Here is a 26479-nt window from a genome sequence, read left to right as displayed (position 1 = left end):
ATGGTATTATTTGCAAGTTGCTATTGTCTTCCTGGTCATTTCGGCGTGAAACGCCGCTCCAGCTTTCTGGCCGCCACGGAAAGCGGCAGGTTGATGGCCATGTAGATCAGGCCGACGACAAAGAAGATGAAGAACGGCTTGAAGGTGACGTTGTTCAGCACGTAACCGGCACGCGTCACTTCGACGAAGCCGACGATCGATGTCAGTGCAGTGGCTTTGACAATCTGAACGCCAAAGCCGACCGTCGGCGGTATCGCGATCTGGACAGATTGCGGAAGCACGATGTGCCATAGCGCCTGCAGCCGCGAGAGACCGGACGCCTCAGATGCCTCCCATTGACCGACCGGCACTGCGCGCACTGCCGATCGCCAGATCTCGGTCAGGAAAGCCCCGGAAAAGGCGATCAGCGCAAGGGAGGACGCGAACCAGGGCGAGACGTCGATGCCGAGAAGCGGCAGTCCAAAGAAGCACAGGAAGATCACCATAAGCAGCGGAGTGCTCTGGATAATCACCGTGACAAACGACACGACGCCCCAGACATACCTTCCGCCAAGAACGGAGACCACGGTGAACAGGGACGCGACGGTCGCTCCGCCGACGAACGCGATCAACGAGAGCGCCAATGTCCAGGGGACTTTTCCGATAAGTGTCTGAACAATCGCCAGATTGCTGAACGAACCGCTCATTTGCGCATATCCCTCTCCCAGGGAAAGAGGAATGGGCGGATCAGTGCGTAGACCGTGGCGAAAGCGATACCGGCCGCCGCGTACATGACCGTGATGACCAGATAGCTCTCGAACGCGCGGAAAGTCCGCGTCTGGATGAACTGGCCGGCATAGGTCAGATCTTCGACGGCTATTTGCGAAATCACAGCCGATCCAAGGAAGACGAGCACGAATTGGCCAACCAGCAGGCGGTCGACTTTGGCAAGGGCGGGAGGCAGCAAGATGCGCCAGTAGACCTGAAGGGGCGTCATGCCCTGTGCTCGGGCAGCCTCCGAAATTCCCTTTCTCGAGTTCTCGAGCCCGCCGCGGACGATCTCCGTGAAATAGGCTCCAATATTGAGCGACAAGGCGGCGATCGCGGCTGCGCTGGGATTAAGCCTGAGGCCCAGTGCCGCAATCCCGAAGTAGATGAAGAACAATTGCACGATGAACGGCGTATTCCGGATGGCTTCGACGTACCAGACAACGGGCGCGCGGATCATGAGACGGCTTGAAGACCTGGCTTCGGCGCACAGAAGCGCGAGGGCAAAACCGATTCCGGCCGAGACGATGCACACCCATATGCTGACGATCAGCCCCGAGATCAGCATGTGGCTATAGGAGAAGACCTCGGAGAACCGCATCGACCAGACCACTTCGCCCATGAGCAGCTTTCATGCCCGCACCGCGTCATTTCGCGATCGGACCTGATGTGTGCTGAGCGTAAGTACCTGGCTCAGTGCTTTATTGGTGATTCTTGAGAGATTCCCATGCGGCGGCAGACCATTCGCCGGGTTGCGAAGGCATGACCGCTTGCGGGGTAGGATGCATCCACCACAAGCCGTCGGCGCATGCCCGACGTAGCAGCCAGGAAACAACTCGTTGCGGGGTCAGGTCTCGAGCTGGAGGGCGAATGGCGCGATTGACGCGACCTGCTCCTGCCTCGCGGGCAAGATCTTCATCCTTGGCATGGCGGTTTCGCAAGCCCGTCAACTGTGGGCCGCACCTGTCGAGTTCCCTGAGGAACCGGACCAGTTGTCCCAATTTCCGGGAACCATCCTGCGGCCGGCATTGTCGATTGCCACGGCTCTGTCCTGCACACTTCGGGATTACACCTCTTTGGCAGGATTCGGCCCGGCAGATGTGTGGCCCCGAGTGGAGACTACATCGAGAGCGATGAACAACGCGATCACGCACAGGCCGGCGGCGGTCAACGGCGACCAGACGTAGAGGGGTGAAAAACCCTCCAGCGCGAAGGTGAAGATCGGCATGGCGGCCATCATCACCAGGACGGTGTGCGGATCGGTCCGTTCGATGCCCATCTGCAGGAACACCATCGGAATGACCGTTCCCAAAAGGCCGACCGCGGCAAGGATCAGCATGAGCCGCGGCGTCCAGTCGATGAGCCAGGCCTTCTCGTCGAGCACGGTCAGCACGACGGCGATCGGGACGATGAGGTAGCAGCGATGCGCGAGGATCGCGCCCGACGGCCAGCCGCGGTCGTTGAGCGCCTTGGAGGCGAAGGTGATGAGGACCGATCCTGTCGCCGACAGGAGGATCGCGACAAGCCCCGTCCAGCCGCCGGACGTTCCGACCGCGAAGCCGGAGCCCTGCACGGCCGACGCCGCCAGGATCGAGCAGCCGGCGAGGAGGCCGAGGCAGACGGCGACGCGGGCGCGGCCCGGAACGATGCCGGACACGAGGAACAGGATCAGCATCGACAGGCCCGGTCCGACACCAAACTGGACCGCGCCGGCGACGGCCGGCTCGATCAGCTTCAGCGCGTAGAAGAAGAACAGGAAGCACAGGGCCGTGCTGAGATTGAGCATGAGGATGGGACGCCAGGACATGGTCCCGACACGCCGGCCGTAGCGCGGCCAGAAGAGGAGCGGCATGACGCCGAAGCAGAACAGGACATAGATCTGCGACGGCACGGCGGTCAGCAAGGTGCCGTAGGCCACCTTGCCCGCGGCCATCATGAACACGGCCACCATCACCAGCGCGCGGCCGGTCGTGGCGCGATTGTTCGAGCCCATCCTGTCTTCCGATCTCGGTTTCGCGCTAAGAAAGGGGAGCCGCCTGAACGGCGGCTCCCCGCTGCGCCCGTGGTCAGGCGCGGACCTGTCTCGGGTCGAGGCCGATATGGATCAGCGTCTCGCCGGACGCCATGATCGGACCCGAATGGATCGCCAGCACGACGCCCGGCTTCGGCGCGATCGCCTTGCCGCGCTCGTTGCCGTGCATGTCGAAGTAGCGGCCGATCTCGGTCCCCTCTTCCACCGTGTCGCCGCACTTGACGAAGCGCTCGAACAGGCCGCCCTGCCTGGCGGTGACCCATTCGAAGCTTGAGAAGTAGTTCATCGCGCCGTAGTCGACGACGTCGCCTTCCAGCATCTCCAACGCCCTGAGCACGTTGGTCAGCCGCTCGACGGCATCCGTGACGGACTCGTCGGTGAAGGAGCGCGCCTTGCCGCCGCACTCGACGATGTAGCTCGCGATGCCGTCCTTCGCAGCGGTCATCATAGCCGAGCCGGCGAGCAGTTCGTCGGGAACCGGCAGCGTGTCGCGATAGCCGAACGCTTTGGCGACCTTCTCCGACGTCAAGGCCGCCTTGCCGTTCTTCGGGAAGAGCGCCCAGCGCACGTCCGGCGTGAGCGCGGTGTGGAAGTCGATCAGCACGTCGGCGTAGGTCTTCAGTGGCTCGTACAGTGCGTAGGCCATTTGCTGCGTCAGCGTGCCGCCGGGGTTACCGGGGAACTGCCGGTTAAGGTCGCCGCCGTTGAAGCCTTCGAAAGGGCTCATGCGCTGCCGCTTCTCGAAGGCCGTCACGTTCAGCACGGGAATGGCGACGACCGTTCCTTTGAGCGTCTTCGGGTCCAGCGAATTGAGGAATTCGTGGATGATGAAGGTGCCGCAATATTCGTTACCGTGGACGCAGCCATGCATCCACAGGACCGGACCTTCCTTCTCGCCGCGCACGATAACGACGGGCGCCTCGATCGCACGGCCGGCCGGCGTCTCGCCGATCTTCAGATTGCCTTTGGCGACGCCAGGCCCTGTCGAGCGGGCCGTTCCGACAATGATTTCCTTGGTCATGTTCAGTCTCACGCTGTCTGGGGATTGAGGCCGATATGGATCAGCACGTCGCCCTGGGGGATGATCGGGCCGGGATGGTAGGCAAGCACCACGCCGGAGGCCGGTGCGGTGACCTCGCCGCTGGCGTCGCCATGCAGGTTGTAATAGGTGCCGACCACGTCGCCCTCCTTCACCATATCGCCGCCCTTGACGGATGGCCTGAACAGGCCGCCGCGCGGCGCGTTTGCCCAGTGGAAATTGGAGAAGGTGGTGAGCGGGCCGTAGTCGGTCACGGCACCTTCGAGGATGCCGATGGCGCGGGCGAGGTTGCGGAGGCGCTCGGTCACGTCGGCGACAATCTCCATGTCGAAGGAGGAGCCAAGCCCGCCCGCCTCGATGATGTAGGCGGGAATGCCGTCGCCGCCCGCCGACATCATGGAGGAGCCAACGAGCGTGCCGACCGGAGTGGGGAGCGTGTGGGGATATCCGAAAGCTTCCGCCATCAACCGGCCGACACGGCTGACCTCGCCGCCGTGATCGGCGTAGAGCGCCCAGCGCGTGTCGCGCGTATAGGCGGTATGGAAGTCGACCAGGTGCGTCGCATGCTTTTTCAGGTTCTGGTAGACGACATAGGCCGTCTGCTCGGTGAAGCCGCCATTGGGATTGCCCGGGAAGCAGCGGTTCATGTCACCGTTGTTGAAGCCTTCGAGTGGGCTCATGCGATGCTGGGCCCGGAACGCGGTGATGTTCAGGATCGGAAGGGCCACCACCGCGCCGCTCATTTCGGCGGGCACGAGCGAGCGCACGAAGGACTGCACGTTGAACGTGCCGCAATATTCGTCGCCGTGCACGCAGGCATGCATCCAGAGCACCGGACCGTCCTTCGCGCCGCGCACGATCGTCACCGGGATCTCGACCGGCGTGCCGTCCGGGTTCTCCGCGACCTTGAGCGCGCCGTCGAAACGGCCGGGGCCGTCCGCGCGCGCGGTGCCAACCTCGATTGTCTGCATGGGTAGGTTCCTTTCCTTGAAAAAACACGCCGGCCGACGCGGCCGTCAGATGCGCATGACCGACCGCAGCCCGACGAGCCGCTCGATGAAGAGGCCGAACAGGATGATCATCACGATCTGCACGGTCGTGATCGCCGCGACGATGGGGGAGCTTTCCCACTGGACGTAGGAGAAGATCTCGACCGGCAGGGTCGTCGCGCCGGGGCCAGAGATGAACAATGCGATATAGACGTCGCCGAAGGAGATGATCAGCGCGAAGATCGCCGACGACAGCACGCCCGGCGCGACCAGCGGCACAGTCACCTCCCACAACACGCGAAGCCTGCCGGCGCCGAGCGTGTAGGCCGCGGCCTCCACGTCCGGATCGACGCCTTCTAGGCTCGCGGTGATGCCCGCGATGGTGAACGGCAGGCAGATCAACACGTGGCCGATCACCAGCACCGCCATTTCAGGGATCGGCAGCTGCGTCAGAAGCAAAAGCAGAGACAGGCTGATGAGAATGTGCGGGATCATCATCGGCAGCATCGCGATCGACTGCCCGATGGTCCGTGTCTTGCCCAGGAACCGAACCAATGCATACGAGGTCAGAAGCCCGATGACCGTGGAGAAGATCGACGCCAGCACGGCCAGAACTAGGCTGAACTTGAACGAGCTCGTGAAGCTCGAACTGTTCAGGAACTCGCGGTACCAATGCAGCGAAGCCTGCGAGAGGCTGTAGGTGTTGCGCATGTCCGGGCTGAACGAGGTGAACACCACGATCAGTATCGGCGCAAGCAGGAAGACGTAGATCGCCGTCACCAGCAGGCCGAACAGGAACCGATTGAGGGCAGTCAGGTCGACGGCAGGTGCCGTGATCGGCTGCCCGAGGCGCGCCGCTACGACGTTCGTGTTGCTCTCAGTATCCACGGCGCGTCTTCCGGAAATAATAGGAGATCAGGGCGAACTGGCAGAGCACAAGCAGCGCTGCGACCGCGGCCGCCAGCGGCCAGTTGAAGGTCGACATGATGAGCTGGTAGATCACCTGCCCCATGATCGTCAGGTCGCGGCCTGCGAGCAGATCGACGGTCACGATCGAGCCCGACGTCATTGTGAAGACAATGACCGAGGCCATCACAATTCCGGGCCGGCTGAGCGGCAGGGTGATTTCGAGAAAGGTCCGCAACGGCCGCGCACCAAGTGTTCCCGCGGCCGGCACGAGATGCGGATCCTGTGCTACCAGTGACGAGAAGATCGGGAAGACCATATAGGGCAGCATGATGTGCACCAGCGCCACGATGGCCGTACGCTCGTTGTTCAACATCTGAAGCGGACGCTCGACGATGCCGCTTCCGACGAGCAGCATGTTCACCAGCCCGTCGGTGCCAAGGAGGACGATCCAGCCGTAGGTGCGCACGATGACGCCGGTCATCAGCGGAGCAATGATCAGGAACATCATGATCCCGCGCCAGGCGCTCTTCATTCTCGAAAGAAAGAGCGCGAGCACATAGCCGAGCACCAGCGTGATCAGCGTGACGATCAGCGACACTCTGATCGTGTCAAATATGATGCCACGATAATAGCCGTCGAGGACCAGGCGGCCGTAGTTCTCGAGCGTCGGCCGCGCGACATACATCTCTTCGGCCGAGTAGGTGAGGAAGCTGAGCGACAGGAAGAAGCCGATCGGGATGATCAGGAAGAACAGGTAAAGGATGCCGATCGGCGTCATCAGCGCCGTGCCAAACACATTCCCGCCCTTGCCTTGTTCGCGGGTCATGTCAGGCTCCCGGAATCACGCGGCATTCGCGCAAGATGGCGCCGACCTTTTCGCCGAGCTGCATCGCCCGATAGTTTTCGAGGCTCGGCACCGAGCACTGGATCGCGTGCCCGGCTGGTGTCTCCAGCTCGAAGAGAATCCGCTCGCCCTGGAAAACACGCTTCGAGATCTTTGCGGGCACTGCCTCCGGAGTGTCGGGAGCTGCGAGCGACACGCGTTCCGGGCGTGTCATCAGCAAGGCTTCCGAGCCCGCCACCGGCGCGCCGCGCACGGACTTCGCAGTTACCTTATACCCCTTCTCGAGCTCGACCAGCAGATCCTCGCCTGTCGCCTCGGCGATCCGACACGGGATCAGACTCGCCTCGCCGATGAAGGTCGCGGCAAAACGCGTCTGTGGCCTGTCGTAGAGCGTCTCCGGCGAGCCGACCTGCTCGACATGCCCGCTGTTCATCAGCACCACGCGGTCGGACATTTCGAAGGCTTCGTCCTGGTCGTGAGTGACGAAGACGGTGGTGATGCCGAGGCGCTGCTGGATATCGCGCAGCTCCAGCCGCATCCTCTTGCGCAGCAGCGCGTCCAGATTGGATAGCGGCTCGTCGAGAAGCAGGATCGAGGGCTCGATCACGAGCGCGCGGGCAAGTGCCACACGCTGCCGCTGCCCTCCCGAGAGCTGCGACGGATAGCGTTCCTCCACATTCGGCAGGCCGACGACCTCGAGCATGCGCCGGACCCTGTCGGTGATCTCCGGCTTGGGCACCTTCCGCATCCTCAGGCCGAAGGCGACGTTCTGGGCGATCGTTCGGTGTGGAAAGAGAGCGTAGTTCTGGAAGACCAGGCCAATGTCCCGGTAAGGAGGCGCGAGGTTGGTGATGTCGCGACCGCCGAGGACCAGACGTCCCTCGGTCGGGGCCGTCAGGCCAGCGATGATGTGAAGGGTCGTCGTCTTGCCGCAGCCGGACGGTCCCAAAAGGGTCAGCAGTTCGCCCTTCTGCACGTCGATATCGACAGGGCCGAGAGCAGTCGCCGTCGCATAGCGCTTGACGATCTTCTCCAGTTTGAGGGCGTGATCCAAGGCAAAGTCCTTCACGTGGAGTCCGCCACGCAGGGGCGTGGGCGGACAGCCGGTCATGTCTGATCGGGGTGGAACGGGCGCCGCTCCTCATCGGCACGACGCCGTCAGCGACGTCAGGCGCCGATGACTTCCTTGTTCCAGCGCTCGGCGTACTGGTCGCGATAGGCGAAGACGACCATCGGATCGACCTTGCTCTGCAGCTTGCCGAGGAGCTCGACCTGCGCGTCCGAAAGCTCGATCTTCTTCAGTTCCGGCGGCAGGTTCTTCATTGCTTCCATGTTGGTCGGCGGATAGCCGGTCAACTTGGCGAAGGCGATCTGCTTCTCCGCGTCATAGGTCTCGTTGATGAGCACCTCAGCGTTCTTGGTGAACTGTTCCGGACGGTTGGCGATGATCGCCATGTTCCAGACCCAGGAAAGTCCACCCTCTTCCGGAATGACGAACTCGACCGGGGTGCCGGCCGCGGCAGCCTGAGCGATACGACCGCCGAAGAACGGGACGAGCCAGATTTCTTCGGAATCGATCAGCTGGCGGGTGTGCTCGACATTGTTTGCGACGACCGCGCCATTCTCGGTGAAGAGCGTCTTCAGCTTTTCAATACCGGGACCGATGTCTTCGGACGTGCCGCCGAACGCCTGGTTCAGCGAATAGAACACTTCGTCGCCGATCCAGCCCCAGGCCGGGAAGGCGACACGGCCCTTGAACTCGGGATCCCACAGATCGTTCCAGGACGTGATCGGACGCGCGATGCGCTTGGTATTGACGCACAGGCCGTAGGGCGTGTGGCACTTGCCGGCGAGATATTCATAGCGGAACGAGGGATGGATCTGCTTGAGGTTCGGCAGGCTCTCCTCGCTCAGCGGCTTGTAGAGTCCCATGGCGCCGAGCTGTCCGGCGCGCATCTGGCCGGTATGGATGAGATCCCATTGCGGGCGCGCCTTCTGCGCCATCACCAGCGGCTCCTGGCCCAGTCCGAGCTTCCATGCCACGTCGACGTCATTCGCCTGCGCGAAGGGCGCGACGAAGGTCTGATCGACCCATTCCTTCCACGAGCCCCCGGCCATCAGGATGTTTAGGCCGCCGGCCGCGGCGGCGCCGGACGTGCCGAGGCCGCCAAGCGCAGCCGCGCCGGCGAAAGCGCCGCCTGCCCTGAGCAGCGAGCGACGGGACATCGAGAAGCGTTCATTTGTGGTCATCGTTGGTTCCCCTTTTTTGTGTTCAGGATTTCAGCCGAAACTCACTCGACGAGCTCTTCGGCCTCGAAGTCTGGAATTGGTCCGTCCGCCACGGAGCGCGCCTCCCAGATCGGGTCGCGTGCCCTGCGCCCGATCGCGGCCGCCTCCTCGCGCAGACGTTCGAACATGCGCATGCGCAAGGCCGGGTCGACGGCGGCCGTGGGATAGGAGATGGAAAGGCCGATGCCATCGCCGCGGCGCAGGTCCCACACCGCCGCCGCCAGCGCGGCGATCCCCGGAATGATCGCACTCTGCCCCCAGGCGACGCCGTATTTCCGCACCATCTCGACGCGGGCGAGGATTTCCTGGTCCGAATAGCGGTCACCCATATGGACGCGGGCGCGACGGATGATCTCGCCGTCCTCCAGGTAGGACATCAGCGCCCTGCCGACCGACGTCGTGAAGGCGGGCATCGGCTGGCCGATCTCGCGCACCAGCCGCAGCGGATAGGAGCCGTGGCGGACCGACAGGATGATGATGTCGGCCCCATTGATGACCGATACGTAGCCGGCGAAGCCGAACTCCTCGGTAAGCCGCTCCAGCGCGACCTCGACCTGGTCCTTCAGCGAATGTTGCGCCGAGTAGAGATCGGCAAGTAGCAGCGAGCGCGGCCCCGCGACGTAACCGACCCCCTCTCCCGCTTCGCGCTCGAGAATGCCGTAGTCGCCCAGCGTCTTCATCAGCCGCGACACAGAGCTCTTCGGGATGCCGATCTCACGGCAGACCTCGCCGACGCGCAGCACCGGCCGGGTGCGATCCAGCAGCGACATGATCTTGAGAGCATTTTCGAGCGAGCTCATTTTGTCCCATATACAGCAACACTATTGCTATATATAATACAGCCTCGCGAAGCGGCGTCTGTCAAGACGGTTTCCGCTAGGTTGTGCTTGGTTTGAGGCAGGCGGCCGGGGTGCCTGTTGCGGCGGCAGCCGGATCTCGATGTTGCAAGGGGGCTTCGAATGACCTGCGGAAGCCACCGCACGTGTCGCCTTTGCCCCGTTGGCGACACCAAGACCGTATTCGCGTCGCAGCTTTCTCGTTGGTCCGTTCGACTCGTTGCGGAAAATCGACGAGAAGGTGCGCCAATCAATTTGCATCGGCAGACGCGCGGTCGGAGCGCGTTGGTCAGCAGAACATCTTCGGTGAGATCGGCATCACCGAAGATGTTCCGTTTTTCCTGATTTCATGCGCAACGGCATACAATGCCGCTGCACTATTTTGCAGGAGTTCCCTTAGAACTCCGTCTTGATACCGAACCCGATGTGCCTGCCGCGCAGTGGTGCTACATCCTTAATGAACGAGGTATGGTTCAGCGCCACCTCGTTCAGAAGGTTCGTGCCACGCAGATAGACTTGGTTCTTGAACGGCCCGACGATCGCCTGCACCATCTGACGTATGTCATGCCGCGCGTTCCAACTTGGAAACGGATCCGCGAGGTCTCTCCAACGGCCAGGTGAGAAATCCAGATCTGTCACCAGGCATGCGTCCAGTTCAGCGCGGATCAGGCGCTCGTCCATGGGATCGCAGCCGATGAACACGATCTCCTGCCGACGATCGCCCCATATCGGATCGAGATAGGGCTTCATTGAAGCTCTCCATTCCGGATGATCCGGCCATTGGTGCAGCGGCACAGAAGCCCACCAAAGTCCCCGCTTGCCGGTCCTTATGAGCGCACCGGCCTGGCTGAGCTCACCGACATAGTGAGGACGGGTGGCCAGCCAGAAGAAACCCTTGGTACGGACAACGCCGGGCCAAGGCCTGTTGATGAACGCCTGCAACTTGCTGGGCTCGAATGGTCTGCGGGCCCGGTAGACGAAAGAGCGGATGCCGTATTCTTCCGTTTCCGGAACGTGATCCTTGAAGCCATTCAGTTCCTTGAACCACAAGGGATGCTCCTGTGCCCTGTCGAAGTCGAAGCGTTTGGTGTCGAGAATTTTTTCGAGCGGCGCCTTGCCAAAATCGGTCTCGATGAGATCGGCATCCGGGTTCAGCGCGCGGATAATCTTGCGGGCGAGGTCGAGGTCATGAGGCGGCGTATCTGACACCTTGTTCAACACGATGACGTCCGCGAATTCGATCTGCTCGACAAGCAGATCGACAAGGGCGCGGTCGTCGCCGTCACCAGCCGTCTCACCCCGGTCGCGGAGAAAATCGTGCGAGGAATAGTCTTTCAGCAGGTTCACTGCATCGACAACCGTGACCATCGTATCCAGCCTGGCAACGTCCGACAGGCTGTCGCCACTCTCGTCACGAAAGTCGAATGTGGTAGCGACAGGCAATGGTTCGGCGATGCCTGTCCCCTCTATAAGCAGATAATCGAAGCAGCCTTCTCTGGAGAGTTTGCGAACCTCCTTGAGAAGGTCGTCACGCAGAGTTCGGCGCGGACATCCTCCGTATGAAGGGCGTTGTCTCCTTCAAAGACGATGACGACAGGTTTGTCGTCCAGGCTGTCCACATGCTGCTCGAAGGTGAGCATCAACGCGCATGGCGCTCGACCGAGGGCCGCGTCACGCGCATTGTGTTCATCAGACGCGACCTACCTCGCGATACTCTCCGTAACGGTTTCATGAAGTGCCGTGCCGAGCAGGCGCTGGTTGCGGCTGGTTCCGAGTAATTGCGAGCCACTCATGTCAGCGTCTATCCGCTTAAATAACCCCCTTGCACCCCGCCGTGCGCTTCCCGAAAAGACGCGTCTGATCAAGGACTGGGTTCGAGAGCAGTATGGGCTCGCCGAGGACGTTGTGATTGCGGTAACGGAATTGGTCTGCCGCGAAGACGGCTGCCCGGACATTGAGACGGTCATCGGGATCATGCGCCTGGGGGAGAAGATAAAGCCGCTGCGCGTACACAAGCCTCTGAGTGATATCCAGCGGAGCGACCTGCCATCCAGCGAAATCGCTGGAGACGATATCTGAATGCGTAGCGTCTCAACGCGATGGTCGCAAAATGCCGCATAGTTCGGGCTTTCGCACTCAACACCCTATGTGCTACGCGAAGGGTGGAGGCTAGATGCTGAATCTCAAGGCACACAGGAAGGATAGGTCCGTGGCGATCGCCGCGGCCATCATTCTGTTGCTGCAGGCCTTCTTTACGGCATGGACAACGGGCGCGGCTGCGTCCGGAACCGTGCCGGTGGATACGTTCGGCAATCCGCTCTGTATCACGTCGTCAGATGGGAGTTCGACACCGCATGACGGGTCGGTCAAAATCCCAAACTGCTGCGCCATGGGGTGCAGCATGTCGGTCACAACGCTCGCCGACCCGGACGACAATGTACAGCTTGTGCGGGAATTCGCCGGCGGAACTGTCGTCCGGTTCCCCGCACGCGAAACCGCTATCCACCATCGTGACGACCACGATCCAGGATCGCCCCGCGCACCTCCCGTGGGACTCTGATCCGCCGGGCGCATTCGCGCGCCCCGAATTCAGATCGAGCCCAAGAACGCCTCGCGTCGGGCAACGGAGCTATCCCATGTCAACGTCAATTCGCGGCGCTGCGCGCACGCTTTCTAACACCTATCTGCTGTCCCGCTTCCGGTCGATCGAGGAGCGCATGGGGATGGCGATGTTTATCCTTCTCGCATTGTTTGCGATGACCAATTCGCTCTTTGCGCATGAGTTCAAATCCGGCGACATTGTCGTTGATCATCCCTGGTCGCGCGCGACGCCTGCAGGTGCCAAGGTCGCTGCCGGCTATCTCATCATCACGAACAACGGCTCCACGCCAGACCGGCTGATCGCCGTCAGCGGCGAGATCGCCGGCAAGACCGAGGTCCACGAGATGGCCGTCGACGACAAAGGCGTGATGACCATGCGCCCTGTCGAGGGAATAGAGATACCGCCTGGCAGCTCGGTCGAACTGAAGCCGGGCGGCTATCACATCATGTTCCTCCAGCTCTCGAAGCCGGCAACGGAAGGCCAGCCGTTCAAAGGCTCTCTGACCCTGGAAAAGGCCGGAACGATCGACGTCGAATTCGCCGTCGAGAAGATGGGCGCCCCTGCCAGCCACGGTGCGCACGGGGGCTGACATGGCAAGCGAGGGGACAATCAAAGCGCTGGCTGCGTCGCCGGCGATGACGACGGCTACGTTTGCATCGACTGCGGCTCACTCGCAAGCGGGTTCGACTCCTGACGACGCAACCGAGCTGAACGGCTATCGCGCGCCGTCTGCGAGCTCAGCGACCAGGACGGATATACGGCCCATCCGACGTGGGCTGCTGATCGCTGGCTTCGCAGCTATAATCCTCGTCGCCGCGGCAATTGCCTTCGTGGCATTCCAATCCCTGGCGGACCGAAACACGACCTCTACCGCTTCGATCGGCGGACCGTTCGAGTTGGTCGCCCAGGACGGCTCGACGCTCTCGAGCGCGGATCTCAGCGGTGTGCCGTTCGCGGTCTTCTTCGGCTTCACCCACTGTCCGGAAGTCTGTCCGACGACGTTGTGGGAGATGTCCGAGGCACTCAAGGCGCTTGGGCCGGATGCGGAGAAGCTTAGGGTCCTGTTCATCTCGATCGACCCGACGCGTGATACGCCAGAATTCCTGGCGCAGTACCTGCAATCGTTCGATCCGCGCATCGTCGGCCTGACTGGCACGGAGGCGCAGATCGCGGCGGTCGGCAAATCCTACCGCGCCTACTGGCGCAAAATCCCGACGGACGACGGCGATTATACGATGGATCATACGGCGTCGGTCTATCTGATGGATACAGCCGGCCAGTTCGTCGGGACCATCGCTTACGGCGAGCAATCCGAGACTCGCATCGGGAAGCTCAGGAAGCTCATGGCTGGGGGCACTTCGTGATCGCCCAGTCGATCTCAGCACAACCGGGGCGTTTCGACGCCCCTCACCGACCGATCGCGCCGGTGAGCCCTTCATATCCCTGCCGGCAGAGGATGCCGGTAAAGCAAGGAGAGAGACAATGTTCCGGAAACTCATGTTTGCAGCCGCAGCGGTGGCTATCACTTCGCCTGCATTCGCCCACGCCACGCTTGAAAAGGGCGAGGCCGCTCTGGGCTCGACCTACAAGGCCGTGTTCCGCGTGCCGCACGGTTGCGAAGGCAAGCCGACCATCACAGTCCGCGTGCAGATCCCGGAAGGCGTGATCGCGGTCAAGCCGATGCCGAAGGCAGGCTGGAAGCTGGAGAAGGTGCGCGGCGCCTACGCCAAGTCCTATGACTATCACGGCACGCCGATGACCGAGGGCGTCAAGGAAGTCATCTGGAGCGGCGGCAGCCTGCCTGACGACGAATATGACGAATTCATCCTGCGTGGTTCGCTGGCCGGAGACTTCAAGGTTGGCGAGATGCTCTACTTCCCGATCATTCAGGAATGCCCGGACGGAGCGGCCGAGCGCTGGATCGAAACTCCGACCGCCGGCCAGTCGAGCGACGATCTGGAATCACCTGCTCCCGGCATAAAGATCCTGGAGAAGACCGGCGGGCACTGATCAGCCGATCTGGCGGCGGCCAAGCCGCCGCCAGATACATTGGAGTAGTAACGTGCCGCGGACACCTTCCCGGAGAGTTATCTGCCTGATCGGAGCGCGCCTGATCGCAGTGCTCATGATTCTGGCCGCGCTCGCTGGAACCGCAGCGGCTCATGCATCGCTGAATTCCACGTCGCCCGCCGATGGAGCTGTGATCGAATCCGCGCCCGCGATCTACAGGCTGACATTCTCGGAACCTGTCGCACCGCTCTCGCTCCGTATCGTGCGGCCCGATGGATCCAACCTCCCGCTCGACAAGTTCGCCTTGCGCGGCAATGTCGTCGAAATCAGCCCACCTTCCGAACTCGATCGCGGCACACATGTGCTGAGCTGGCGCGTCGTCTCGGCCGATGGCCATCCGATCGGTGGATCGGTCGTCTTCTCGATCGGCGAACCGAGCACTGTCGCACCGGTCGTGCAGGAAACGGTGGACTGGACGGTTCGAGGCCTGCTTTGGCTGTCAAAGGTCGCGCTCTACGTCGGGCTGTTCATTGGTGTCGGCGGCGTCTTCGCCATCCGCGTGCTGATGCCCGGGCTTTTCCGAGGCCGCCCTTTGTTCGTCGCGGCAATCGCCATCGGCATCCTGGGCGCCATTGTATCGGTCGGCCTCCAGGGCCTCGATGCGCTCGAAGCCCCCCTCCCCCGCTTCTTCGACGCGATCGTCTGGAGCACTGGACTAGGCACCAGCTATGGCAACACGGTCGCCAGCGCCCTCGTCGCATTCGCCTTCGGCGTGCTTGGCCTAGGGATAAGCGGGCTGTCCGGTGGTATCGTAGCCGTGGCTGGGCTTTTGGCTACTGGAACATCCCTCGCCATCAGCGGCCATGCGAGCGCCGCCTCGCCCCAGTGGCTGATGCGGCCAACGGTATTCGCGCATGTCGCTGCGGTTGCCGCCTGGATCGGCGCACTTATGCCGCTCGGTCTCGCACTTCATGCGAAGGACACAGTCGCTGTTCCAGCCTTGAAAAGGTTCTCACGTGCGATACCAGCCTTTGTGGCATTGCTCGTTCTCGCCGGCGCCATCTTGACCGTGGTGCAGGTCGGCAACCCCAAAGCGGTGTTCGACACAGCATACGGGCAGGTCTTTCTGGTCAAACTGACGCTTCTTGCGGGATTGTTCGCGCTTGTTGCTGCAAACCGCTGGGTACTCACCAAACCGACCGAGAGCGGCGATCCGTCCGCCACACGCAGGCTCGTACGGTCAATTGTGGTCGAAACGCTGATCGCACTCGCCATCTTCGGTGCAGTTGCGGCCTGGCGCTTCACTCCGCCGCCGCGTGCACTCGCAGCTGCGGCGGCAGCCCCCGCGACGACTCATATCCACACCGAAAAGGCGATGGCGGATCTCACTGTAATCCCCGGCCGCACCGGAAAGGTTAGCGTGACAGCGATGCTGATGACCGGCGACTTCGGTGCGCTCGATGCGAAGGATGTCACCTTCGTGTTCTCGAATGCCAAGGCCGGGATAGAACCATTCAAGCGGAAGGCGGCAAAGCCCGGCGACGGAACATGGCTGGCCGAGGATGTCGTTCTGCCGTTGCCAGGAGAATGGACCGTGCGCGTTGATATCCTGATCACCGACTTCGAGATGGCGCGCATCGAAGGCAAGATCCAGATTCGACCGTGAGCGTGACGCCGCAAGAACGAGGAATTGTAACGATGAGCTATCTGAGGCCCCTGCTGATCGCAGGCGCGGTTGCATCCACACTCGCCACGGCGATCCCATCATCTGCCGGCGAGCCGGACGACATTCGTCAGTTGATGATGGCCACGTTCGACAAACCCCAGTCGCGCCTGACAGTCGATCCGGTGACGGTCTACAATGATATCGCCGTGGCCGGATGGTCCCAAGGCGATATGGGTGGGCGTACCTTGCTTCGGAAGAAGCACGGCAAATGGGTCTTAACGCTCTGCAGCGGCGACGCACTCAAGGAGGCAAAGTCGCTTCAGCATTTTGGGCTGAGCGCCGGTGAAGCAGCCTCAATGGCTGCCGCTGTTGTCGCGGCTGAGGCTAAGATCGACGCCTCGGTCATCGCCAAGTTCTCCACCTTCGATGGTGTCATGATGATGGATGGTGACGGAAATCATCCGACGATTGAAGGACACACAAAGTAGCACAGAACCTGTGGCTTTTCCGTTCGCCCTGGTTGGTTCGATCCTCGGCGGGCCTTATCTGATCTACCTCACAGGCAAGGGAGTGCCGCGCCATGGCTGGGCGCCTACTGACCGCCAATGCCGAAGTGCAGCTTGCCGCGCCTTCGATGATGCTGAAGCGGCTCTACGCGCCTTTCCTCGAGTTCGGCGACGTTCGCATCGCCGACCAGGGCACGCATTCGCAGCTGATCACGAAACGCGGAATTTACGGCCGTCTGTACGCCGGACTGTCAACATCCGGAACGAGGCATTGACAAGCGGCATCGCTTCGCGCCATCGACCTGCCGTAATAGTTGAGTATAATAGTCAGATTAACAGGTGCCGGCTTTGACCACGATCTTTCTTCGTCCGCTGCTGACATTCGCATTCGCCGCCGTCCTCTCGATGGCGACGCCCGCCATGACCCAGGAGACGCAACCTACCGCGCAGGTCCCGGCCGTCGCGCCCGCGCAACCCGCTCCTGAAGCGCCGGCGGTCACCCCCCCGGCCGCGACAGATGTGGCGCCTACCGCGTCGGCGTCCGGTGCGGCTGCGACCGATGCCGGCAACGGCATGACCATCGGCGAGAATGCAGGCATCGCGCCGATCCTGCCGCACGACCTGTCGCCGTGGGGGATGTTCATGCAGGCCGACATCGTCGTCAAGTCGGTGATGACCGGGCTGGCATTCGCCTCGCTGGTCACCTGGACGGTCTGGCTTGCCAAGTCCCTCGAGCTGCTCGGCGCAAGCGCCCGCGCCCAGCGCGCCGGCGAGGTCGTCATCCGCGCCCGCAGCCTGCGGGAAGCGCTATCGGCGCTAGCGGGGAAGGAGGGGCCGGTCCCGCTTTTCGTTCAGGCGGCGCATCAGGAGGTTGAGCTCTCCGAAGCAGCCCTTGACCATGTGGACGGCAGCGGCCTCAAGGAGCGCGTCGGGTCACGGCTGTCCCGCATCGAGGCGCAGGCGAGCCGACGCATGACGCGGGGCACAGGCCTGCTCGCGACCATCGGTTCGACCGCGCCCTTCGTCGGCCTGTTCGGAACGGTCTGGGGCATCATGAATGCCTTCATCGGCATTTCCGAATCGCAGACCACCAATCTCGCCGTCGTCGCGCCGGGCATCGCCGAGGCGCTGCTGGCAACCGCGATCGGTCTTGTCGCGGCCATCCCCGCGGTCGTCATCTACAACATGTTCGCGCGCTCGATCGCAGGCTATCGCCAAGTGCTCGCCGATGCCTCCGCCGGCGTCGAACGGCTGGTCAGCCGCGACCTCGACTATCGGGGCGCGCCGCTGCGCAAGCTGGCGGCCGAGTAGGAGCGGGGCGATGGCCGGAAGAATCCGCGAGAACATCGGCGACGATCTCGAGGAGTCGCATGAGATCAACGTGACGCCGTTCATCGACGTCATGCTGGTGCTGCTGATCATCTTCATGGTCGCGGCACCGCTGGCGACGGTCGACATCAATGTCGATCTGCCGGCGTCGACCGCGAGTGTCGCGCCGCGACCGGACAAGCCGGTCTATCTCACGGTCAAGAAGGACCTGACCATCTCGCTTGGCAACGAGGCGCTGCCGCGCGAGGGTTTTGGTAACGCGCTCAGCGCGCTGACCGACAACAACCGCGAGACGCGCATCTTCCTGCGCGCCGACAAGGCGGTGCCGTACGGCGAGTTGATGGAGGTTATGAACCTCCTGCGCACGGCCGGCTATCTCAAGGTCGCTCTCGTCGGCATCGAGGCCGTGCCGGCTGCCGAGGCCGTCTCGCCATGAACGCACCGGCGGAGCTCGTCCTTGGTCAGAAGATTTCCCGGCGCGAAGCGGGGCTCTGGACGTTCGCCGCCGTGTCCGTTGTTCTCGCCCATGCCGCGGCTTCCTTTGCCTTCCAGGCCCTTCAGCCCCCGCCCGAAGAAGTCAGCGTCGAAGAGACTATGCTGGTCGAACTGGAGCCGGTCGCCTTCGCCATGGCTGCCTCGGTGTCGCCCAGCGAGGTGATCTCAGAAGAGGACGTCGAGGAGACGTCGCCGGAAAAAGTTCACGAGATCATGGAGGAAGAGCCGCCTCAGATAGTGGACGAGGAAACGCCGAAGCCGGTTGAGACCGAGGAAACACCGGTTGAGCAGGCAGAGGCGGAGAAGACGCCGCTGGAACAGGCCGAGCCTGAAGAGACGCCAGTCACCCAGGAGACGGAGATCGCCCGGCAGGAGACCGCCGAGCCTGTCGAGCAGAAAACGGCCGAGCCGCTGGAGGAGGAAGCAATCGAGCAGGAGATCGCCGAGGCCGTAGAGCCCGAGGTGGTGATCCCCCTGCCGCGACCGGAGCATGTCGTCGAGGAGACGCCACCGGAAGAACCGGTCAAGACGGCCGAGGCGAAACCTGAGCCCAAGGTCGTGAAGAAGGCCGAGCGCAAGAAGACCGAGACGCCGAAGCCGAAGAAGAGGGCGGAGATGCCCAAGCCTGCAAAGAAGGCGGACGTCCGCAAGGAAGCGAAGTCGCGTTCGGAATCCTCTGTCCAGCAGCAAGCGGCGAGCACGCCGACGGTTAATCCGAACAAGTGGAACAGCGCCGTTCAGCGCGCCATTGCCCGCGCCGCACGGCGGGCGCGTGGAACGCGTGGCAGCGTCAGCATAGCCTTCGTGGTGAACGCCTCAGGTTCGATAGTGTCGGCCCGCGTCGCCCGCTCCTCGGGCAACAGCAAGTTGGACGGCACCGCGCTCGGCATCGTCCGCGCGGCCCGAATTCCTCCGCCGCCCGCGGGTCTCACCGGCTCGCATTCCTTCATGTTGCCGATGACATTCCAGTGACACTGGAACGGCCTGTTCCGGGCGACTGGCTAAGAAAATCTCCTCCAGTCGCCAAGACTCAAGATGCCAACACGATCTGGATTCGCGTCGAGGCATCACATGCGGTGGCAGTACACCTCACAAATCAAATCCAAATTCTGACTTCAGATATGCTCGGAGAGACGGAAGGTCTGGCGTGGCCTCCTTGACCTGCATCGACCTCGGCGGCTCCTTCAGGCCAGTCGAGCAGTTGATCACGACCACCGGGCCGTCATGAGAGAGTCCTTCGAGGTCGTCGAGGGCGGCGAAGGCGGCGCTCGACGAATATTCCTGCCAGATGCCCTGACGCGCGAGCTTTGCGTGCGCCGCGAGCGCCGCCTCGTCGCTTGCCAGCAAGGGGATGCCGTTGCTGTCGCGCACCGCGACGACCGCCCGATAGCCGTTGACCGTCGTGCCTGTTCCGCCCTGGATCGTCGGCTTTCCCGGCACCGTCGTCGCCTGTTTGCCCGACTTGAGCGCGTGATAGAGCGGTCCGCGTGCGGCCGGTTCTACGGAGACGAGCTGCGGGATGCGCTGTGTCAGGCCCAGATCGCGCGCCTCTCGGAACCCCTTGAAGATGCCGTAAAGCATCTCGCCATATCCCGTCGGCACGACGACTGCGGCGGGCGGCTCGCCGCCCGGCGAAGCCAGGATCTCGTAGGCGATCGTCTTGTAGCCTTCCGGCCCCCAGGGGTGGCCAGTGTGGATCGCGGTTAGGTTGCTCACCGGATAGGTACCCGGCACCTCGCGCAACGCGCGCATCGCCGGCCACCGAGCGTCCACCTGTAGGAAGATCGGGAAGGCGCCGTAGCCGAGGATCATGTCGCGGAAGGCCGGGCTGACATCCGGCATGGTGATGACGATGCAGTTCAGGCCGGCGCGAGCCGCCATTGCGGCAGCCGAGACGCCGTGGTTGCCGGACGAGGCGACGATGATGGTCGAAGCTTCCTCGAAACGCGCCGCGCTGATCGTGTATTTGTTCAGCCGATCCTTGTGGCTCCAGGTCGGGTTGCGGCTCTCGTCCTTGATGAAGACGCCACGGTCGCGAAGTCGTTCGGGGGCGATCGCCGAGACGTCGATCAGCGGCGTCAGGCCGACCGGCATCGACGAGGCCGGATGCAGCGGCGGCATCAGCTGCTGCCAGCTCTGCCGTGAGGCTTCCGTGAAGCCGACGTCCTTCGCCTCGCCGTAGTCGAAGGCGAGTTCGAGCGGATACTGCATCTCCGCCGTCGACGTGACGGGACAGCCCGACAGATGCGTCGGAAACAGCGGGAACTCGGGATTGCCCGGCCCAAACGACCGTTGTCCGGTCGCGAGCGAGGCCGTCTTGTTGCCTGCCGACATGTCTTCCTCCAGTCGCCGGATTGACGCCCGGCAAATGCTCATCTCTGGTTCGGATGGATGGAACGCCCTGCTCAGGGGATGGCGAACAGTTCCCGCGAGATCGTCGTGATCGGCTCGTAGCCGTTCGCGGTCACTCGGATCGTGTCCTCGACCATCATGCCGTCAAGGTTGAACTCGTAGTACGGCGTCTCGACGCAGAGGCACATGCCTTCGACCAGCTTCGTCGTGTCGACAGAGTTGACGAGCGGCGAGTCGTACGTGCGCAGACCGATGCCGTGGCCGCAGTGCTGTCGCTTGTAATGCGGGATGCCGTTCGCCTTGACGGCGTTCATCGCCACTGCGAACAGCTCGTTCGCCGCGATGCCGGCCGTGACCGCCGCCAGTTCCTCCTCAAGGCCGATATGCAGCGCGCGGTAGGTTCGACTCTGCCGCGCGTCCGGCTCGCCGAAGACAAAGGTGCGTGCCATGTCGGACCAGTAGCCATCCACCGTGCAGCCGGCATCGATGCGGATCAGCTCGCCCTTGGCGATCTTGCGATCGGTCGCATAGGCGTCTGCCAGCGCCGACCGCGGGCCGGTGGTGACGGAGATGAAGCGCGGGATGCCGCCGCCGGCGACCATCCGCTCGGCGATCATCGCCGCGAGGTCGGTCTCTGACATTCCCGTATGCGCGGTGTCGATGATCTTGCGAAAGCCGTCCTCGACCAGCACGGTCGCACGGCGCAGGCGCTCGACCTCGTTCGCGGTCTTGGTCGTCCGGGCCCGGCGGAGGTTGTCGGTGACATCGATCACCTTGGCCTCGCCCAGAATGTCGCGGCCGAGAGTCCAGAGCAGGTCGCCATCCGCCCGGTCGATGCCGACGCGTCCGCCGGCGGGCTTCAAGGCGCGAAGCGCGTCGGCCGCCGCCTCGTCGAACGATGCCTTCGGCTTGACGTTGTAACCCTTCGGCTCGCCGTCGCCGGCGGTCTCGAAGTAGAACTCGCCGTAGCGGTGGATGAGACCCGGGTCACGCAGCAGGTCGAAGGCCGGCCCGGCATCGGCGGCGCTGACGACGAGGGAGGCCCTTTCGCGCGTCGCCAGGGCCGCCGAGCGGTAATTCGGGGCGACGTCGTGCGACATGCTGACATAGCCGGACAGATAGGCCTTGTTGGCGCTCTCCGACGAGACGATCAGCTCGACGTCGTCCGGTACCTCGCGGAAGGCCTTGCCGCGCAGCTCGGCGGCGAGCTCCGTCATGGCGGGGAGATCAGTCATGCTTCCTCACTTCTGGGTCTGTTGTCAGTGGGCTGCGGCGATGGGTTGGCCGCCGAGATAGGCGCTGCGGATTCGGTCGTCGGCCAGGATCTCGCCCGCCGGCCCCTCGAAGGCGATCTCACCGTGGACCAGAACCGCCGCGCGGTCTGAGACGGCGAGCGCCACGCGCACGTTCTGCTCTACCGCGACGACCGTCATGCCCGCGCTGCGCAGGTCGGCCAGCTTCTCGAACACCGAGACCTGCATCCGCGGCGACAGGCCGAGTGACGGCTCGTCGACCAGCAGGCACTTCGGCCGCGTCTGCAGAACCATCGCCATTTCGAGCAACTGCTGCTCGCCACCGCTCAGGTTCCCGGCCATGGACGACATCAGCGGCTTCAGCGTCGGGAACAGGCCGAGCACGTAGTCGAGTGCTTCCGCGCGTTTAGCGACCGGCACCGAATGCGCCGCGACGGCGAGGTTCTCGGCAACGCTCATCCGATCGAAATTGCACCGGCCTTGCGGCACGAAGGCAACTCCCGAGGCATAGCGCTCCAGCGGCGAGGTCTTCTCGATCGTCCGACTTTCGAACAGGATGCGGCCCGAATAGGTCTTCGTCAGCCCGTAGAAGGCGCGCAGCAGCGTCGACTTGCCGGCGCCGTTGGGGCCGACCAGCGTCATCATCTCGTTTGCCGGAATCGCGAGATCGACATTGCGGACGATTGCCGGTCCGCCATAGCCGGCGACGAGGCCCTCGCATTTGAGCAGCGGTTCAGTCGCCGACATTGGCAGCGCCTCCGAGATAGGCTTCGAGCACGGCCGGATCGTTGCGGATCGCGTCGGGCGTGTCCTGGACGAGGCGCTTGCCGCGATCCATCACAACGACGCTGTCGCAAAGGCGCATGACGAACGGAATGTTGTGCTCGATGATCAGGAACGTCGTGCCGCGTGCGTTGACCGTCTTGATGATGTCGGCGATCTCCATTGCCCGTGTCGGGTTCACGCCCGCGACGGGCTCGTCGAGGATCACCAGCCGCGGGCCGGACATCAGGATGCCGGCGAGCGACAGCAGCTTCTTCTGCCCGTAGGAGAGTTCCCCCGCTGCGTCATTCGACTTGGCGCTCAGCCCGACCAGGGCGAGAAGCTCGTGAGCCTTCGCCTCGGTCTCTTCTTCGGTACGGCGGAGTTTCGGCGTGCGCGCCAGCGCCTGCAACGTCGAGACGCCGTCGAAGCTCTGCATGGCGAGCTTGACGTTCTCCAGCACCGTGAAGGTGTCGAACACCCGGATCGCCTGGAATGTCCGCATCAGGCCGCCCCGCGCGATGGCGTCGGGCGCGAGGCCCGCCAGCGGCTTGCCTTCCATGTCAACCTGACCCGTGAAGCCGCGGTCGAAGCCGGTGATGCAGTTGACCGAGGTGGTCTTGCCGCAACCGTTCGGCCCGATCAGGCCGGTGACCGACCCTTGCGCGACGTCGAGGTCGAGCCCGTCGACGGCATGAACGCCGGCAAAGCTGCGCCTCAAGCCCCGCACCTCGATCAGGTTGGCGGCCGTCTGCGAGGAACTCATGGCGACACCTCTGCGGCCGCCCGGGTTGGCACCGTCCGCTGGGCGCGCGCCCTGGCGACAAGACCGGCAATGCCGGTAGGCATGACGAGCACGGCAAGCATCAGGATCACGCCATAGCTGATCATCCGGAGCTCGTTCGGTGTCCGCAGGATTTCGGGCAGGACGGTGATCAGCAGGCCACCGATGACGACCGGCCAGAAGCTGCCGAGGCCGCCTATGATGACGATGACCAGGATGACCTGGGTGTAGTAGACGTCGAAGATCAGCGGATCGACAATGGTGACGTAGAAGACATAGAGCGCGCCGGAAAGGGCTGCGAACACGGAGGCCAGCGCGATCGCGACCAGCTTCCACACCGTCACCCGGACGCCGAGCGAACGCGCCAGCGTCTCGTCGTGCTTGATCATCCGGAAGGTTCGGCCGATGCGGGACGTAACGACGATCCAGATCGCCGCCAGCGACAGTGCGGCGAAGGCCAGCGTCAGGTAGAAGAAGCGCGTCGGCGTGCCGAAGGTGAAGGCTGCCTCACCGAAGCCGATGCTGGGCGACGGCAAGCCTGGAATGCCCATCGGCCCATTGGTCAGGTCGATCCACTCCTGTGCCAGCATCTGCATCAGCAGCGTGAAGCAAAGCGAGACGATGACGAAGGCATGGTTGGAGAGCCGCAGCGCCGCGGCGCCGATCATCACGCCGCCCACCGCACTAACGACGGCGGCCGCGATCATGCCTTCCCAGATCGAGCCGTCGAGCCGGGTCACGACAAGGGCAGCGACGTAGCTGCCGACACCCCAGAAACCGACCTGTGCCAGCGACAGCAGTCCCGCATAGCCGTAGACGATGTTGAGGCTCATCGCGAAGACCGTGAAGATCATCGCGGAGATGCCGATCGTGAGGAAGTAGGACGAATGGGTCAGAAAAGGTACGGCGATGCCGGCGACGAGCAAAGCCGCCGCCATGCCCAGGTTCCATGTCACGGATATCTTGCCCGGCATGTGTCAGCCCTTTCGCATGGCGAGAGCGAACAAGCCCTGCGGACGGACAAGGAGGACCGCGATCATGCCGATGAAGGCGATCGCGTTCTGCCACACGATGCTGGCGAAGCCACCGACCACGCTCTCCAGAATGCCCAGGCCGAGCGCCACAACCGCAGCCCCGAGCACGTTGCCCATGCCGCCGATGATAACAATGGCGAAGGCCTTGAGCAGGAGTGCCTGTCCGACGATCGGCTGGAAGACGTAGAGCGGTATCAGCACCGCGCCGCCGACCGCGCAGAGCACGATGCCGAGCGTGATGGCCTGCCGCGCGACGCGCTCGGGATCCAGTCCGATCATCAACGCCGCGTCGCGGTTCTGTGCCACGGCGCGCAGTGCCCTACCGCTGTTCGTGCGGGTCAGGAAGAGGTAGAGCCCGACGAAGACGACGATGGCGACTGCTCCCGCCATGGCATGGCCATAGCTCAGTCGGACAGGACCGAGCATGAAGGCGCCGACCGGGATGTCGGTCGTCACCATCATCGGCGTGGCGGTGAAGACATACTGCACGCCGTTGAGGAGGATGATCGAGAGACCGAGCGTGAGGAGCAGGCTCTTCTCGAACACCGCCATGTCGCTCCGCTTCGAGGAGAGCGCGGCCAGAAGACCGCCGGAGACCAGCCAGCCGAGCAGCGCCGCCGCCAGCACGATTATCGCGAAGCTCGCGACATAGCTGCCGCCGAGGAACGGCACAACGATGGCGATCGCATACATCGCCAGCATAACCATCTCGCCATGCGCAAAGTTGACGATGTGGAGGATGCCGAACAGCAGCGCCAGGCCGGTCGCGATCAGCCCGTAGATCAGGCCGATTACGATGCCGTTGGCGATGAGCTGCAGAAGGAATTCGTAGCTCATCGCTCTGGCTTACTTGGTCGGGAAGACGTCGCGGACGCCGAGTACGCGGTCCTTGACCGTGATGATCACGGCATTGTTGTGCGCCTGGTTGTGATCGTCGAAGTCCACCGTCGCGCCGATCATCGACTTGTAGCTGGTCTTGACCAGCGCATCGCGGATGGCCTTCGGCTCGGCGCTGCCCGCGCGTTCGATCGCCTGGGCGAGGATGTGCAGCGACTCATAGCCGGCGAAGGTCTCGTAGGTTGCGCTCTCGCCGTATTTCGCCAGGACGCGGGCGGCAAAATCCTTGTTCTCCGGCGTGTCGACAGCCGGCGAATACGGGAATGCGGTGACGGCGTCGTCATAGGCGCCCTGCTTGATCAGTTCCGCAAACGTGTCGCCGTCGAGGCTGAGCTTTCCGGTCATGACGGTCTTCAGACCCATCGAATGCGCCTGGCGAGCGAAGTTCGCATTGTCGGCATGTGCCTGGTAGACGGCCACGGCCTGTGCGCCGTTGTTCTGCAGTCGGGCGATGATCGTTGTGAAGTCGGGTGCACCGAGCGGGTGGAAATCGGTCGACACGACCTCCAGGCCCTTGTCCTTCGCAGCTTCCGCGAAGGCATCCGCGCCGCCGCGGCCATAGTCGGTGCTCTCGGCCACGATGGCGATCTTCTGGATGCCGCCGAGACTGGCGAGATAGTTGACGTTCGCGACCGCCAGCTCGCGGTCGGACGGGTTGAGGCGGAACACCCAGGGATTGCCGCCCACGCCGGCGAGCTGCGAAATCTTCGGATTGGTGGCGATCGACGAAACGAGCGGCACTTCCGCCTTCTGGAACAGGGGCATGGTGGCAAGCACCGCCGAGCTGCACTGCTGGCCGAGCACGGCCGGAACGCCGGCCTCAAGCAGCTTGTTAGTCACCGTCACAGCGAGCGAGGGGTTGCACTGGTTGTCCTCGTAGAGCAACTCGATCTGCTTGCCGAGCACGCCCCCTTTGGCGTTGATTTCCTCCAGCGCGATCTCAAGGCCACGCTTCTCCTGCAGCGCGCCGTGTGCGACGGGGCCGGTGATCGGCATGGCTGCGCCGATCTGGATCTTCTCCTGCGCGTGGGCCGTCAGGCCGACGGCGGAAATGACAAGGCCTGCGAGCGTCAGTGTTCGTAGCATTTGAGTTCCCGTTATTGC

Annotated in this window: 29 protein-coding genes and 2 pseudogenes; 13 read left to right on the top strand and 18 right to left on the bottom strand. The window is 63.2% G+C overall.

The features are described from left to right. Nucleotides 1-35: 35 nt before the first annotated feature. The 11 genes and pseudogenes from B9Z03_RS08755 to B9Z03_RS08705 form a co-directional block, all read right to left on the bottom strand. Entirely contained in the window at nt 36-686 is a 651-nt protein-coding gene (locus B9Z03_RS08755) for an amino acid ABC transporter permease (protein WP_085463860.1), read from the bottom strand. Further along, the gene (locus B9Z03_RS08750; protein ID WP_085463859.1) at nt 683-1369 is read right to left on the bottom strand and encodes an amino acid ABC transporter permease; all 687 of its coding nucleotides are present in this window, start codon (nt 1367-1369) and stop codon (nt 683-685) included. The genes B9Z03_RS08755 and B9Z03_RS08750 overlap by 4 nt, the downstream gene beginning before the upstream one ends. A gap of 444 nt (nt 1370-1813) precedes the next feature. Next, nucleotides 1814-2740 (bottom strand): DMT family transporter, encoded by a 927-nt coding sequence (locus tag B9Z03_RS08745; protein WP_244561694.1) that lies wholly within the window; start codon nt 2738-2740, stop codon nt 1814-1816. A gap of 73 nt (nt 2741-2813) precedes the next feature. Continuing rightward, nucleotides 2814-3800 carry a succinylglutamate desuccinylase/aspartoacylase family protein gene (locus tag B9Z03_RS08740; RefSeq protein WP_085463858.1) on the bottom strand — a complete coding sequence of 329 codons (987 nt, stop codon included), beginning with the start codon at nt 3798-3800 and terminating at the stop codon, nt 2814-2816. Between the two features lie 8 nt (nt 3801-3808). Next, nucleotides 3809-4789 carry a succinylglutamate desuccinylase/aspartoacylase family protein gene (locus B9Z03_RS08735; RefSeq protein WP_085463857.1) on the bottom strand — a complete coding sequence of 327 codons (981 nt, stop codon included), beginning with the start codon at nt 4787-4789 and terminating at the stop codon, nt 3809-3811. Nucleotides 4790-4834: 45 nt separating this feature from the next. After that, nucleotides 4835-5695: an ABC transporter permease gene (locus B9Z03_RS08730; RefSeq protein ID WP_085463856.1), complete on the bottom strand. Its 861-nt coding sequence runs from the start codon at nt 5693-5695 to the stop codon at nt 4835-4837. Further along, nucleotides 5685-6542: an ABC transporter permease gene (locus B9Z03_RS08725; protein WP_085463855.1), complete on the bottom strand. Its 858-nt coding sequence runs from the start codon at nt 6540-6542 to the stop codon at nt 5685-5687. The genes B9Z03_RS08730 and B9Z03_RS08725 overlap by 11 nt, the downstream gene beginning before the upstream one ends. Nucleotide 6543: 1 nt before the next feature. Then, nucleotides 6544-7614 carry an ABC transporter ATP-binding protein gene (locus tag B9Z03_RS08720; protein ID WP_210191355.1) on the bottom strand — a complete coding sequence of 357 codons (1071 nt, stop codon included), beginning with the start codon at nt 7612-7614 and terminating at the stop codon, nt 6544-6546. 113 nt (nt 7615-7727) lie between these two features. Next, nucleotides 7728-8810, bottom strand: a complete 1083-nt coding sequence (locus B9Z03_RS08715; protein ID WP_085463853.1) for an ABC transporter substrate-binding protein — start codon at nt 8808-8810, stop codon at nt 7728-7730. Nucleotides 8811-8851: 41 nt separating this feature from the next. Continuing rightward, on the bottom strand, nt 8852-9649 hold the full coding sequence (locus tag B9Z03_RS08710) for an IclR family transcriptional regulator (RefSeq protein WP_085463852.1): 798 nt from the start codon (nt 9647-9649) through the stop codon (nt 8852-8854). A gap of 609 nt (nt 9650-10258) precedes the next feature. Then, nucleotides 10259-11239: pseudogene (locus B9Z03_RS08705) on the bottom strand (GTP-binding protein); the annotation flags it as partial. Between the two features lie 5 nt (nt 11240-11244). On the opposite strand from B9Z03_RS08705, the gene B9Z03_RS08700 reads away from it, so the two are divergent. The 13 genes and pseudogenes from B9Z03_RS08700 to B9Z03_RS08645 all read left to right on the top strand — a co-directional run bounded on the left by B9Z03_RS08700 (nt 11245) and on the right by B9Z03_RS08645 (nt 19265). Then, complete coding sequence (locus B9Z03_RS08700; RefSeq protein WP_085463850.1) at nt 11245-11463, top strand: CobW C-terminal domain-containing protein; 219 nt, start codon at nt 11245-11247, stop codon at nt 11461-11463. A 13-nt stretch (nt 11464-11476) separates the two neighbouring features. Next, nucleotides 11477-11764: a nitrate reductase gene (locus B9Z03_RS08695; protein WP_085463849.1), complete on the top strand. Its 288-nt coding sequence runs from the start codon at nt 11477-11479 to the stop codon at nt 11762-11764. Between the two features lie 94 nt (nt 11765-11858). Then, nucleotides 11859-12245, top strand: coding sequence for a hypothetical protein (locus tag B9Z03_RS29330; RefSeq protein ID WP_139832208.1), 387 nt, complete (start codon nt 11859-11861; stop codon nt 12243-12245). A gap of 76 nt (nt 12246-12321) precedes the next feature. Beyond that, a complete protein-coding gene (locus B9Z03_RS08685; RefSeq protein WP_085463847.1) occupies nt 12322-12876 on the top strand; it encodes a copper chaperone PCu(A)C in 555 nt (184 codons plus the stop codon). Between the two features lies 1 nt (nt 12877). Further along, nucleotides 12878-13651: an SCO family protein gene (locus B9Z03_RS08680; RefSeq protein WP_244561693.1), complete on the top strand. Its 774-nt coding sequence runs from the start codon at nt 12878-12880 to the stop codon at nt 13649-13651. Between the two features lie 118 nt (nt 13652-13769). Further along, nucleotides 13770-14297, top strand: a complete 528-nt coding sequence (locus B9Z03_RS08675; protein ID WP_085463846.1) for a YcnI family copper-binding membrane protein — start codon at nt 13770-13772, stop codon at nt 14295-14297. A gap of 115 nt (nt 14298-14412) precedes the next feature. Then, nucleotides 14413-14712: pseudogene (locus tag B9Z03_RS30195) on the top strand (copper resistance CopC family protein); the annotation flags it as partial. Nucleotides 14713-14751: 39 nt separating this feature from the next. Next, nucleotides 14752-15963 (top strand): copper resistance D family protein, encoded by a 1212-nt coding sequence (locus tag B9Z03_RS08670; protein WP_244561893.1) that lies wholly within the window; start codon nt 14752-14754, stop codon nt 15961-15963. A gap of 32 nt (nt 15964-15995) precedes the next feature. Beyond that, nucleotides 15996-16451, top strand: coding sequence for a copper uptake system-associated protein (locus B9Z03_RS08665; RefSeq protein ID WP_085463845.1), 456 nt, complete (start codon nt 15996-15998; stop codon nt 16449-16451). Between the two features lie 92 nt (nt 16452-16543). Further along, nucleotides 16544-16744, top strand: coding sequence for a hypothetical protein (locus B9Z03_RS08660; protein WP_085463844.1), 201 nt, complete (start codon nt 16544-16546; stop codon nt 16742-16744). 130 nt (nt 16745-16874) lie between these two features. Further along, the gene (gene exbB, locus B9Z03_RS08655; protein WP_085467553.1) at nt 16875-17780 is read left to right on the top strand and encodes a tonB-system energizer ExbB; all 906 of its coding nucleotides are present in this window, start codon (nt 16875-16877) and stop codon (nt 17778-17780) included. A gap of 10 nt (nt 17781-17790) precedes the next feature. Continuing rightward, nucleotides 17791-18234 carry a TonB system transport protein ExbD gene (gene exbD / locus B9Z03_RS08650; RefSeq protein ID WP_085463843.1) on the top strand — a complete coding sequence of 148 codons (444 nt, stop codon included), beginning with the start codon at nt 17791-17793 and terminating at the stop codon, nt 18232-18234. After that, on the top strand, nt 18231-19265 hold the full coding sequence (locus tag B9Z03_RS08645; RefSeq protein ID WP_085463842.1) for an energy transducer TonB family protein: 1035 nt from the start codon (nt 18231-18233) through the stop codon (nt 19263-19265). The genes exbD and B9Z03_RS08645 overlap by 4 nt, the downstream gene beginning before the upstream one ends. Nucleotides 19266-19382: 117 nt before the next feature. Here B9Z03_RS08645 and B9Z03_RS08640 read toward each other — a convergent pair whose 3' ends face one another. The 7 genes from B9Z03_RS08640 to B9Z03_RS08610 form a co-directional block, all read right to left on the bottom strand. Next, the gene (locus tag B9Z03_RS08640) at nt 19383-20627 is read right to left on the bottom strand and encodes a threonine synthase (protein ID WP_085463841.1); all 1245 of its coding nucleotides are present in this window, start codon (nt 20625-20627) and stop codon (nt 19383-19385) included. 71 nt (nt 20628-20698) lie between these two features. Continuing rightward, a complete protein-coding gene (locus tag B9Z03_RS08635; RefSeq protein WP_085463840.1) occupies nt 20699-21880 on the bottom strand; it encodes a M24 family metallopeptidase in 1182 nt (393 codons plus the stop codon). Nucleotides 21881-21904: 24 nt separating this feature from the next. After that, complete coding sequence (locus tag B9Z03_RS08630) at nt 21905-22645, bottom strand: ABC transporter ATP-binding protein (protein ID WP_085463839.1); 741 nt, start codon at nt 22643-22645, stop codon at nt 21905-21907. Then, on the bottom strand, nt 22632-23426 hold the full coding sequence (locus B9Z03_RS08625; RefSeq protein ID WP_085463838.1) for an ABC transporter ATP-binding protein: 795 nt from the start codon (nt 23424-23426) through the stop codon (nt 22632-22634). The genes B9Z03_RS08630 and B9Z03_RS08625 overlap by 14 nt, the downstream gene beginning before the upstream one ends. Beyond that, the gene (locus tag B9Z03_RS08620; RefSeq protein ID WP_176247473.1) at nt 23423-24382 is read right to left on the bottom strand and encodes a branched-chain amino acid ABC transporter permease; all 960 of its coding nucleotides are present in this window, start codon (nt 24380-24382) and stop codon (nt 23423-23425) included. The genes B9Z03_RS08625 and B9Z03_RS08620 overlap by 4 nt, the downstream gene beginning before the upstream one ends. Before the next feature lie 39 nt (nt 24383-24421). Continuing rightward, nucleotides 24422-25315, bottom strand: a complete 894-nt coding sequence (locus tag B9Z03_RS08615) for a branched-chain amino acid ABC transporter permease (RefSeq protein WP_085463836.1) — start codon at nt 25313-25315, stop codon at nt 24422-24424. A 9-nt stretch (nt 25316-25324) separates the two neighbouring features. Continuing rightward, entirely contained in the window at nt 25325-26461 is a 1137-nt protein-coding gene (locus B9Z03_RS08610) for an ABC transporter substrate-binding protein (RefSeq protein WP_176247472.1), read from the bottom strand. Between the last annotated feature and the right edge of the window lie 18 nt (nt 26462-26479).

The sequence above is a fragment of the Mesorhizobium australicum genome (assembly GCF_900177325.1).
GTDB lineage: Bacteria > Pseudomonadota > Alphaproteobacteria > Rhizobiales > Rhizobiaceae > Mesorhizobium_A > Mesorhizobium_A australicum_A.
This window is presented reverse-complemented; position numbering and strand designations above follow the sequence as displayed.